General features: G+C 69.9%; 11 protein-coding genes. 9 read left to right on the top strand and 2 right to left on the bottom strand.

The window, feature by feature from the left end:
• Nucleotides 1-250 precede the first annotated feature (250 nt).
• A complete protein-coding gene (locus ABDW61_RS23230; protein ID WP_343642150.1) occupies nucleotides 251-946 on the bottom strand; it encodes an ABC transporter ATP-binding protein in 696 nt (231 codons plus the stop codon).
• Here ABDW61_RS23230 and ABDW61_RS23225 point away from each other — a divergent pair.
• From ABDW61_RS23225 to ABDW61_RS23205, 5 genes are all read left to right on the top strand, one after another.
• Entirely contained in the window at nucleotides 945-1640 is a 696-nt protein-coding gene (locus tag ABDW61_RS23225) for an arylesterase (protein ID WP_343642149.1), read from the top strand. The two genes, ABDW61_RS23230 and ABDW61_RS23225, sit on opposite strands and share 2 nt — an antisense overlap.
• A 257-nt stretch (nucleotides 1641-1897) precedes the next feature.
• Nucleotides 1898-2197 (top strand): class IIb bacteriocin, lactobin A/cerein 7B family, encoded by a 300-nt coding sequence (locus ABDW61_RS23220; protein WP_343642148.1) that lies wholly within the window; start codon nucleotides 1898-1900, stop codon nucleotides 2195-2197.
• Nucleotides 2198-2271: 74 nt separating this feature from the next.
• Nucleotides 2272-2580 (top strand): hypothetical protein, encoded by a 309-nt coding sequence (locus ABDW61_RS23215; protein ID WP_343642147.1) that lies wholly within the window; start codon nucleotides 2272-2274, stop codon nucleotides 2578-2580.
• A gap of 77 nt (nucleotides 2581-2657) precedes the next feature.
• Nucleotides 2658-3998 (top strand): Nramp family divalent metal transporter, encoded by a 1341-nt coding sequence (locus tag ABDW61_RS23210; protein ID WP_343642145.1) that lies wholly within the window; start codon nucleotides 2658-2660, stop codon nucleotides 3996-3998.
• 21 nt (nucleotides 3999-4019) lie between these two features.
• On the top strand, nucleotides 4020-5123 hold the full coding sequence (locus ABDW61_RS23205) for a tetratricopeptide repeat protein (protein ID WP_343642143.1): 1104 nt from the start codon (nucleotides 4020-4022) through the stop codon (nucleotides 5121-5123).
• A 45-nt stretch (nucleotides 5124-5168) separates the two neighbouring features.
• Here the strand turns inward: ABDW61_RS23205 and ABDW61_RS23200 are convergent, their stop codons facing one another.
• Nucleotides 5169-6017: an IclR family transcriptional regulator gene (locus ABDW61_RS23200; RefSeq protein WP_343642142.1), complete on the bottom strand. Its 849-nt coding sequence runs from the start codon at nucleotides 6015-6017 to the stop codon at nucleotides 5169-5171.
• 117 nt (nucleotides 6018-6134) lie between these two features.
• Here ABDW61_RS23200 and ABDW61_RS23195 point away from each other — a divergent pair, with 117 nt between their 5' ends.
• From ABDW61_RS23195 to hmgA, 4 genes are all read left to right on the top strand, one after another.
• On the top strand, nucleotides 6135-7088 hold the full coding sequence (locus ABDW61_RS23195; RefSeq protein WP_343642141.1) for an MBL fold metallo-hydrolase: 954 nt from the start codon (nucleotides 6135-6137) through the stop codon (nucleotides 7086-7088).
• 199 nt (nucleotides 7089-7287) lie between these two features.
• Nucleotides 7288-9024, top strand: coding sequence for an FAD-dependent oxidoreductase (locus ABDW61_RS23190; protein ID WP_343642140.1), 1737 nt, complete (start codon nucleotides 7288-7290; stop codon nucleotides 9022-9024).
• Nucleotides 9015-9263 (top strand): DUF2783 domain-containing protein, encoded by a 249-nt coding sequence (locus ABDW61_RS23185; protein WP_343642139.1) that lies wholly within the window; start codon nucleotides 9015-9017, stop codon nucleotides 9261-9263. Before ABDW61_RS23190 ends, ABDW61_RS23185 begins: the two co-directional genes overlap by 10 nt.
• Nucleotides 9260-10612, top strand: coding sequence for a homogentisate 1,2-dioxygenase (hmgA, locus tag ABDW61_RS23180; RefSeq protein WP_343642138.1), 1353 nt, complete (start codon nucleotides 9260-9262; stop codon nucleotides 10610-10612). The genes ABDW61_RS23185 and hmgA overlap by 4 nt, the downstream gene beginning before the upstream one ends.
• Nucleotides 10613-10652 lie beyond the last annotated feature (40 nt).

Raw genomic sequence — 10652 nt, 5'->3', positions numbered from 1 at the left:
CAGCTTCGACGTCTACTTCTGCCATCACAAAGTGCGCACGATCGACTTGTGCCAGGCTGACTAACCTGGATTGGACCTGTTACCCATGTCCTGGCACACCTGTTACCTATGTCCCCGGTCCATACACACGGGGGGAGAGGGCGGGGGAGAGGGGGCGCTTCGCAGGGCAGCAGCGCTTGGGCGCGAGCCCCTCTCCCCTGCCCTCTCCCCCTTCCGGGGGCGAGGGAGAGCTCGGCGGAGGGAGTGAAAGTCACGCCGGCAGATCCGCCATCGTGATGTCCTGCAGATGCCCCGCCGAGATCTTGAGCTGCCTTTCGCAGCGCGCCGCGATGCCCTGATCGTGGGTGACCATCACCAGCGTGGTCCCCAGTTCGCGATTGAGTTCGAACATCAGCGCCATCACCTGCTCGCCGGTGGCGTAGTCGAGGCTGCCGGTGGGCTCGTCCGCGAGCAGCAGCGCCGGCTGCTGCACGAAGGCCCGCGCCAGCGCCACACGCTGCTGCTCCCCGCCTGACAGCACGCGCGGGTAGTGCGACAGCCGCTGCCCCAGTCCGACGCGTTCCAGCATCTGGCGGGCCTGCGCGCGCGCATCGCGCTCGCCGCGCAGTTCCAGCGGCAGCATCACGTTCTCGAGCGCCGTCAGGTGCGCCAGCAGTTGGAAGCTCTGGAACACGAAACCCAGATGCGCGCCGCGCAGCGCGGCGCGTCCGTCCTCGTCGAGCGCGAACATGTCCTGGCCGCGCAGCCGCACCGTGCCTTCGGACGGCGTGTCCAGGCCCGCGAGGATGGACAGCAGCGTGCTCTTGCCCGAGCCCGACGCGCCGACGATGGCCACGGACTCCCGCGCCTGCAGCTGGAAATTGATGTCATGCAGAATGGTCAGCACGCCGTCGGCGTCCTGGACCGACTTGCTGACGTGATCGACTTCGAGGATGTTCTGAACCATGAATCAACCGCAGATGCGCCGCCGTGAATGGATCGTGCACTTTAGCGCCTGTGTCGTGAGCCTCGCCGCGGCGGGGGGCTTGCCGCGGCCTGTCGCGGCGCAAGGCCGCACTGAAGCCGCGGCCGCCACCGCGAAAGCGCCGCGCCGCATCGTGGTGCTGGGCGACAGCCTCTCGGCCGAATACGGTCTGGCCCGCGGCAGCGGCTGGGTGGCGCTGCTGGACGAGCGGCTCAAGTCGCAGAAGCTGGGTGCCGAGGTGATCAACGCCAGCATCAGCGGCGACACGACGTCGGGCGGCCGGTCGCGCCTGCCGGCGCTGCTCCAGCAGCATCGCCCGACCCACCTGATCATCGAGCTGGGCGGCAACGACGCGCTGCGCGGCCTGCCGCTGAAGATGACGCGGGAGAACCTGGCGGCCATGGTGCGGGCCGGCAAGGAGGCCGGGGCCAAGGTGATGTTGGTGGGCATGCAGATCCCGCCCAACATGGGCGCGAGCTACGGCCGCGATTTCGAAGCCGGCTTCCGGACCGTCGCGCAGGAGGAGAAGGTGCCGCTGGTGCCCTTCCTGCTGGCCGGCGTGGCGGACCGCGCGGACGCGGCGGCGTGGTTCCAGGCCGATCGCATCCATCCGCTGGCCAAGGCCCATCCGGTGATGCTGGACAACGTCTGGAAGGTGCTGCGGCCGCTGCTCTGAGCCCGCCGGCGCCGGCTCGCGTTCGAGCCATGGGCGCGCGTCACGCGACCGCCACTTCCCTGGGTCGGAGACGTCGCGATCCTGCCTTGGATGAGGCGGATCTCCACCAGCGTGAGCGCTTGTTGAAGCCCCCACCAGCTTTGAGGATGGAGGTCCTCCGATCGGGTCAGCCCTTGGGCCTGGAGGCCTGGGACCGCTGACCTGCCGGAGGACATCCCTTCCACTTTTCAATGCTTAGAGGTGTGCAGATGCAGGTTGTGACTGAACGTGAGATGGAGCAGGTGCAAGGCGGCTTCGGGCCGGTCGGCGCCGTGGTGGGCGGCGTGATCGGCGCGGTCTCCCAGGGGAGCGCGGCGTACATCACCGGCCAAGGCATGCGCGGCGCGATGACGGCGGCCGCGCTGGGGGCGGCCGTCGGCGCGATCGCCGGCGGCACCGGGGGCATGAGCATCATCGCCACCGCGGTGCGCAGTGTGCAGGTGAGCACCTTCGCCGCTGGCGCGCAGATGCTGGCCAGCGGCCCGCAGAAGAAGCTCCGGACGGAGACCTCCCAATGACCTGCGCGTCGACATCCGTATCGATCGTCGCATCGAGGACTTCCCTTCCCCTTTCCAACGCTTCGAGGTGTGCCATGCAAGTGCTGAATGAACGTGAGATGGATCAGGTGCAAGGCGGCTTCGGCCCGGCCGGCGCGGTGGTGGGGGGCGTGATCGGCGCGCTGTCCCACGGGAGCGCGGCGCTGATCACCGGCGCCGACCTGCGCGGCGCGCTCGGCGCGGCGGCGGTCGGCGGCGCCGTGGGCGCGCTCACCGGGGCCACCGGCGGGCTGGCCACGATCGCCACCGCGGTCCGCAGCTTCCAGGTGAGCACCGTCACCGCGGTCGGCCAGGTCCTGATCGGCGGCACGCAGAAGAAGCTCCGGACCGAGACCTCTCAATGACCTCCGGGCGTTGACGGGGCGGGCAGGCATTGCGCTTGCCTCAGGGTCGTCAGCACGTGACATGGAGCAAGCCCCGCGTGGTGCATGACGACCCTCCCCGCCACGGCGCCTCGCACGCGCGAGCGGGCGAGCGCGCCGGTTCCGGCAAGCCGCCGATCAGCGGCCCCTGGTGGAGCAAGCTCGGCCCCGGCCTGATCACCGGTGCGGCCGACGACGATCCCAGCGGCATCGCGACCTACTCGCAGGCCGGTGCCCAGTACGGCTACGCCGTCGGCTGGACGGTACTGGTCACCTTCCCGCTGATGGTCGGCATCCAGCTGGCCAGCGCGCGCATCGGGCGCATCACCGGCAAGGGCCTTACCGAGACCTTCTCGCGGTTGTGCCCGCGCTGGCTGGTGGTGGCGCTGGTCGCGCTGCTGGTCGTGGCCAACGTGATCAACCTCGGCGCCGACCTCAGCGCGATGGGCGATGCGATGCACCTGGCGCTCGGCGGGCCCGCGGGCGCCTATGTCGTCGCGATGGCGCTGCTCTCGCTGCTGCTGCAGATCTGGCTCCCCTACGAGCGCTACGTGATGCTGCTCAAGTGGCTGACGCTGACGCTGCTGGCCTATGTCGGCGTGGGCTTCGCGGCGAAGGCCGACTGGACGCTGGCGCTGCGCTCGCTGGTGCTGCCGTCGATGCGCTGGGACCGTGAGTACGCCACCACCGTCGTGGCGATCCTGGGCACGACCATCAGTCCCTACCTTTTCTTCTGGCAAGCCAACCAGGAGTCCGAGGAGATCCGCCGCATCGACGCGGACCGCCCGCTCGCCGTCGCGCCGGAACAGGCCGCGGCGCAGTTCCGCCGCCTGCGCACGGACACGCTGGTCGGCATGGGTTTCTCCAACGCCATCGCCTTCTTCATGATCGTCGCCACGGCCGCCGCGCTGCATGCGCACGGCGTGCGCGACATCGAGACCACCGCCCAGGCCGCGACGGCGCTCAAGCCGGTGGCGGGGGAATTCGCCTTCGCGCTGTTCGCGGCGGGCATCGTCGGCACCGGCTTCCTGGCGCTGCCGGTGCTGGCCGGCTCGGCCGCGTACGCGGTAGCCACGCTGGCGGGCGTGCGCCGGGGGCTCGACCGCCCGCCCCGCTCGGCCCGCAGCTTCTACGCGATCCTGAGCGGCGCCATGCTGATCGGCCTGGCGGTCAGCCTCTCGGGCTTCAATCCGATGAAGGCGCTGTACTGGTCGGCGGTGGTCAACGCGGTCATCTCGGTGCCGATCATGGCCGCGGTGATGATCGCCGCCTCGCACCCGAAGATCGTCGGCGAGCTGCGCCTGCCCACGGTCTGGCGCGTGCTGGGCTGGCTCGCCACGGCGGCCATGGCGGCGGCGACCGTGGCGATGCTGGTCCTGCAGACTTCCGGCAGCGCCTGAGGCCGGGGCTAGACTGGCCCGATGACCACGCCCGCTCCGCTCCACGACGCCTGGACCCTGCGCATCGACGACCTCTGGCGCCGCGCGCCCGACATGGCTGGCGACCAGTTGGTGGCCGCGATCGACGCGCTCGCCGCCGAGCGCCCCGCGCACGATGGGCGCGCGCTGTTCGAGCGCGCCTGCGCGCGCGACACCGCCGGCCGCGAGTCGGAGGCCGAGCCGCTGTACCGCGCCGCGCTCGCGAGCGGCCAGCTCGATCCCTACCGGCGCACGCGCGCGGTGCTGCAACTGGGCAGCACGCTGCGCTGGCTGGGCCGGCTCGACGAGAGCGAGGCGCTGATCGCGGGCGAACTCACGCATCACCTGCAGCCGGGCAACGACCGGCCCCTGCACGACGAGGCGCGCGCCCTGCTCGCGCTCACCTATGCGGCGCAAGGGCGCGGCGCGGAGGCCGCGGGCCTGGCGCTGGCGGCGCTGGCGCCGCGGCTGTCGCGCTACAACCGCTCGATGCTGGCCTGCGCGAAGCAGCTCGCCAGCGAAGTCTGGGATGACGGCCAGCCGCCGCGTCCGCCCTTCCAGCCGCTCCACGAGGGCGGCTTCGTGCTGCGCCCCTATCGGGCGGAGGACCTGCCCGCCTTCGTCGAGGCGGCGCGCGAATCGGCGGCCACGGTCGGCCGCTGGCTCGGCTTCGCGCACGCCGCCTATTCGGCCGAGGAAGGCGCGGCCTGGTTCGCGCGCAGCGCGCAGAACCTCGCGGCTGGTACCGCCTATGAGCTCGGCGTCTTCGAGCGCGACACCGGCGCCTTCGTCGGCGGCGGCGGGCTCAACCACTTCAATTCGGTCCACCCGTTCTGCAACCTCGGCTACTGGGTGCGCGCGTCGTGGCAAGGGCGCGGCGTCGCCGTGGCCATCGTGCGGGCGCTCAGCCGTCATGCGTTCGACACGCTGAAGATGCGCCGCGTGGAGATCGTCGTGTCCGCCGGCAACGAACCCAGCCGCGCGGTCGCCATCAAGGCCGGCGCTCATTACGAGGGCGTGCTGCGCAACCGGCTGCAGGTCAACGGCCAGATCTCCGACGCGCACATGTTCTCGCTCGTGCCGCCGGCGGGCAGCGCCGCGGATTGAGCGGAGCGGGCCGCCTTGGCGGCTCAGCCGGGGCTCAGCCTGGGCTCAGTCAGGGAAACGGCCGCCGATCTCGCGCATCAGCTCGGTGGCGGCGGCGGTCAGGCCCCGCGCGACCGCGCCATCCCATGCGGCGTCGAACGCGCCTGACGGGCCGATCGCCGTCAACGCCAGCGCCATCTGCGCGTCGCTGTCGAAGACCGGCACGGCCAGCGCGCTCACGCCCTCGACGATCCCGCCCACCGAGCGGTGCAGCGCCCGGCGGCGGATCTCCGCCAGCGTGCGCGAGAACGCCGGCCAGGCCGGCAGTTCCTGCGGCGGATCGTGGCGCCCGACGCGAGCGAGATCGGACGGCCCCTTGCGCCGCGCCTCGGCGAGCATCGCCTTGATCTCCGCCTCGGGCCGATAGGCCGCGAACAGCGGTCCCGACGCGGTGTCCGACAGCGACACCACCGTCCCGTGGCGCATCGTCACGTACACGGCGGCGGGCGACGCGGCGGTGCGCACGATCGTCGCGCCCTGCGAGCCCCACACGGCGATCGCCACCGTGTGGCCGATTTCCTCGGCGAGCGCCTCCAGCCGCGCCGTCGCCAGCCGGATCGGATCGATCTGCTGGATCCCGATCAGGCCCATCTCCATCGCCAGCGGCCCCAGCCCGTAATAGCCGGTCGCGGGGTCCTGGCGCATCAGGCCGAGCTTGCAGAAGCTCACCAGATAGGGGTGGGCCTTGGCCGGGCTCATCTCCGCCGCCTGCGACAGCACTTTCAGCGGCAGCGGCTGCCCGCGCGCGGCGGCGGCCTTCAGCAGACGGCCGCCGACCTCGATGCTCTGGATCCCCCGCCGGTCCTCGCGGTCATTGGAGCCGGACTCGTCATCGGTCATATCCTGGATGCTCATTTCGCCATTGTTGAACGGATTTCACGCTCCGGCTATATTCGCTTTCAACGAACGGATTTGGTTTTGCTGAATTCGATTCGATCCGCACCTCCACTCCGCCATCGCCCGGGACACGCCATGACCAAGCAGTTCGCCAGCCACGCCGACGTCGAGGAGAAGCAGGTCTCCTTCGTCAAGCTCAGCGACAACGCCTACGCCTACACGGCCGAAGGGGACCCCAACACCGGCATCGTCATCGGCGACGACGCGGTGATGGTGATCGACACGCAGGCCACGCCGGTCATGGCGCAGGACGTCATCCGGCGCATCCGCGAGGTCACGGACAAGCCCATCCAGTACGTCGTGCTGAGCCACTACCACGCGGTGCGCGTGCTGGGCGCCTCGGCGTATGAGCCGCAGCACGTCATCGCCAGCCGCGACACCTACGACCTCATCGTCGAACGCGGCGAGCAGGACAAGGCCAGCGAGATCGGGCGGTTTCCGCGGCTGTTCCGCAATGTCGAATCGGTGCCCGAGGGACTGACCTGGCCGACGATCACCTTCGAGGGCCGGATGAGCCTGTGGCTGGGCAAGCTCGAGGTGCAGTTGATCCAGCTGGGCCGCGGTCACACGAAGGGCGATACGGTCGTGTGGCTGCCGGAGCAGAGGATCCTGTTCTCCGGCGATCTGGTGGAGTTCGACGCCACGCCGTATGCGGGCGACGCGTACTTCGCGGACTGGCCGCGGACGCTGGACAACATCGCCGCGCTCAAGCCGGCCGCGCTGGTGCCGGGACGCGGCGCCGCGCTGACGACGCCGGAATCGGTCGCGCAAGGGCTCGCGGGAACCCGGGCATTCATCGCGGATCTGCATGACTCGGTCAAGGCGGGCGTCGCGGCGGGGAAGGATCTGAACGCGGTCTACAAGGCGACCTATGCGGCGATGAAGCAGAAGTACGGCCATTGGGTCATCTTCGACCACTGCATGCCCTTCGACGTCACGCGCTGCTACGACGAGGTCACGCAGTACCGCGATCCGCGCATCTGGACCGCGGAACGGGACCGGGAGATGTGGAAGACGCTCGAAGGCTGAGCTTCATCCCGGGCGCCGCTCTCGCCTTTTTCTTTCTTATCCCCTCGCCCCCGACAGGGGGAGAGGGTGAGGGAGAGGGGTCGTCGCAGGACACCACTTGTCGTACTTCGACGCCCCCTCTCCCCTTCCCTCTCCCCGCAAGCGGGGCGAGGGAGTTCGATGAGACACGCTTTGCCCGCTTGCCAGGATGGAGAACTCGATGTCTGAGCACTCGACCGCGCCGACGTCGGATGTCGACTATCAGCGCGTCGTCTATCCCTACCGGCGCGGTCCGGACCAGGACGCGCATGCGCGCGGCCAGTTGGCGTGCCATCCGGTGGCCGTCGTCGGGGCCGGGCCGGTCGGGCTGACCGCGGCGATCGATCTCGCGCTGCAGGGCGTGCCCGTCGTGCTGCTCAACGACGATGGGCGGCTCTCGGTCGGCTCGCGCGCGCTGTGCTTCTCCAAGCGCACGCTCGAGATCCTCGATCGCCTCGGCTGCGGGCAGCGGCTCGTCGACAAAGGCGTTTCCTGGAACGTGGGCCGCGTCTTCTTCCGTGACGAGCAGGTCTACCGCTTCGACCTCCTGGCCGAGTCCGGCCATCAGCGTCCCGCCTTCGTCAACCTGCAGCAGTACTACGTCGAGGGCTTCCTGGTCGAGCGCGCGCTCGAGCTGCCCTTGATCGATCTGCGCTGGCATCACCGCGTCACCGGCCTCGAGCAGCACGGTGACGGCGTCACGCTGAGCATCGACACGCCCGAAGGGCCCTACGCCTTGCGCGCGGATCACGTGGTCGCCTGCGATGGTTCGCGCTCCACGCTGCGGCGCCTGATCGGCCAGGAGAGCCACGGCAGGACTTTCAAGGATCGATTCCTGATCGCCGACGTGCGCATGAACGCGCCCTTCCCCGCCGAGCGCTGGTTCTGGTTCGATCCGCCCTTCCATCCGGGTCAGAGCGTGCTGCTGCACCGCCAGCCCGACGGTGTGTGGCGCATTGATTTCCAGCTGGGCTGGGATGCCGATCCGGCGCTGGAGAAGCAGCCGGCGCGCATCCTGCCGCGCGTGCGCACGCTGATGCGCGAAGCCTCGATCGCCGCGGGCGGCGATGGCCAGGTGCCGGACATCGAGCTGGTCTGGGCGAGCGTCTACACCTTTGCCTGCATGCGCATGGACAGTTTCCGGCATGGGCGGCTCCTCTTCGCGGGTGATGCCGCGCATGGTGTCTCGCCGTTTGGCGCGCGGGGCGCCAACTCCGGCATCCAGGATGCGGACAACCTCGCGTGGAAGCTGGCGGCGGTCGTGCAGGGCCGCGCGCCCGATGCGCTGCTCGACCGCTACGCGCGCGAGCGCGAGATGGCCGCGGACGAGAACATCCTGAACTCGACGCGTTCCACGGACTTCATCACGCCCAAGAGCGAGGTCAGCCGTCTCTTCCGTGATGCGACGCTGACGCTCGCGCGCGATTTCGATTTCGCTCGCCGCCTTGTCAACAGTGGCCGCCTGTCCGTCCCGACCACGGCGTACGGCGCGGTCGCCACCGACGCACCGATCCATCTCGAGGGCCGCGACGACTGGCTGCTGCGCCAGATGCGCCCAGGCCGCTTCACCGCCCTGATCTTCGACGCCCCGCCCTCCGCAGACCGAGGGCAGCGAGCTTCGGTGGGGCCGGAATGGGGCTTGGGGGTCCTGGAGGGATCCCCCATGCCCCGTGGAGAGCCCGCGCCTGGCCTTGCGCAGTGGACCGTGCCCGTGCTCGTGCACATCGACGACGCGCTCGACCCGCAGGGTCTGGTCCGTGCCCGCTACAACGCCGAGCCGGGCCTTGTGGTTCTGCTGCGGCCGGATCAGCATGTCTGCGCCCGTCTTCACCGTCCGACGGCGGCGGACATCGAAGCTGCGATGCGCCGCGCGCTGGGGCGGGATGTCGTTCTCGAGGAGGTGTCCGCATGTCCCTGATCACTGCGTCGCACTTCGATGCCGGCGATGATTTCTACGAAGCGCTGATTGCTGCGCATCACGGTCTCGAGCCTGCGCAGAGCCACGCCTTCAATGCGCGGCTGATCCTGCTGCTGGCCAATCACATCGGTCGCCAGGACGTGCTGCTCGAGGCGTTGTCCGCCGCGGCCCGTGCCCTTCCCGCTCCTTCCACCGAGGCCCTGACCCCGGGCTCCGCTTCCCCACGAGGACAAGCATGAACGCACCAGAGACTCTCCGCCCCGCCGCGCCGGCGGGTGTGGCCACGGCCGAGGCCGGGCTCCGCTACCAGAGCGGCTTCGGCAACCAGTTCGAGACCGAGGCTGTCGCGGGCGCATTGCCCAGAGGCCGCAACAGCCCGCAGCGGGCGCCGATGGATCTTTATCCGGAGCTGCTTTCGGGCAGCGCCTTCACCGCGCCGCGGGTCGAGAACCGCCGCACCTGGCTCTACAGACGTCAGCCGTCCGTGGTGACGGGCGCGTTCCATGCATACGAGCAGCCCTTCTGGACGAGCGGGGCGGCCGGGGGGGTCGCGTCGCCGCCCGATCCGCTGCGCTGGCATCCGTTCCCGATGCCGGAGGAGCAGCCCGGCGTCGATTTCATCGATGGTTTGAAGACCGTGGTCAGCAACGGCGATCCCGATGCGCAGACCGGCATGGCGGCGCTGGTCTATGCGTTCAACCGGCCGATGATGCGCCGCGCGCTGATGAATGCTGACGGCGAGATGCTGATCGTGCCGCAGCAAGGCGGGCTGCGCCTGACCACCGAGATGGGCCTGCTCGACGTGATCCCGGGCGAGATCGCATTGATCCCGCGCGGCGTGAACTTCCGCGTCGAGGCGCATGACGGCGCGGCGCGCGGCTACATCTGCGAGAACTATGGCGCGGCGTTCCGTCTGCCGGAGCTGGGTCCGATCGGCTCCAACGGCCTGGCCAATCCGCGCGACTTCCTCGCCCCGGTCGCCGCCCATGAAGCGGACGGCGCGCCCTATGAGGTGATCCGCAAGACCGGCGGCGCGCTGTGGCGCAACGAGCAGGCGGTCACGCCGTTCAACGTCGTCGCGTGGCACGGCAACCTGACGCCGCTGAAGTACGACACCCGGCATTTCATGACGATCGGCTCGATCAGTTTCGATCACCCGGACCCGTCGATCTTCACCGTGCTGACCTCGCCGAGCGACACCGCCGGCACGGCCAACTGCGACTTCGTGATCTTCCCGCCGCGCTGGCTGGTGCAGGAGGACACCTTCCGTCCGCCCTGGTACCACCGCAACGTGATGAGCGAGTTCATGGGCCTTGTCTACGGTCAGTACGACGCCAAGCCCGAGGGCTTCCGCCCCGGCGGCGCGAGCCTGCACAACTGCCTGGTGCCGCACGGCCCCGATGCCGACGCCTTCGAGGCGGCGAGCACGCGCGCGCTCACGCCGCAGAAGCTCGACCACACGCTGGCCTTCATGTTCGAGAGCCGCTGGCGCTTGCGGCCGTCCGAATGGGCGCTGCGGGGCGGCGCGCTCGACACGGACTACGCCGCCTGCTGGCGCGGGCTGAAGGACAAGTTCAAGCCGGCATGACGGCATCGGACTTGCCGCGCCCGCTCCACCGATGATCAGA

This window comes from Roseateles sp. (assembly GCF_039595595.1).
In the GTDB taxonomy this organism is placed as follows: Bacteria; Pseudomonadota; Gammaproteobacteria; order Burkholderiales; family Burkholderiaceae_C; genus Roseateles.
This window is presented reverse-complemented; position numbering and strand designations above follow the sequence as displayed.

Coding starts and splice junctions, on each gene's coding strand:
- ABDW61_RS23225 (WP_343642149.1), top strand. CDS start 945: ATGAATCAACCGCAGATGCGCCGCCGTGAATGGATCGTGCACTTTAGC.
- ABDW61_RS23230 (WP_343642150.1), bottom strand. CDS start 946: ATGGTTCAGAACATCCTCGAAGTCGATCACGTCAGCAAGTCGGTCCAG.
- ABDW61_RS23215 (WP_343642147.1), top strand. CDS start 2,272: ATGCAAGTGCTGAATGAACGTGAGATGGATCAGGTGCAAGGCGGCTTC.
- ABDW61_RS23205 (WP_343642143.1), top strand. CDS start 4,020: ATGACCACGCCCGCTCCGCTCCACGACGCCTGGACCCTGCGCATCGAC.
- ABDW61_RS23200 (WP_343642142.1), bottom strand. CDS start 6,017: ATGAGCATCCAGGATATGACCGATGACGAGTCCGGCTCCAATGACCGC.
- ABDW61_RS23195 (WP_343642141.1), top strand. CDS start 6,135: ATGACCAAGCAGTTCGCCAGCCACGCCGACGTCGAGGAGAAGCAGGTC.
- ABDW61_RS23190 (WP_343642140.1), top strand. CDS start 7,288: ATGTCTGAGCACTCGACCGCGCCGACGTCGGATGTCGACTATCAGCGC.
- ABDW61_RS23185 (WP_343642139.1), top strand. CDS start 9,015: ATGTCCCTGATCACTGCGTCGCACTTCGATGCCGGCGATGATTTCTAC.
- hmgA (WP_343642138.1), top strand. CDS start 9,260: ATGAACGCACCAGAGACTCTCCGCCCCGCCGCGCCGGCGGGTGTGGCC.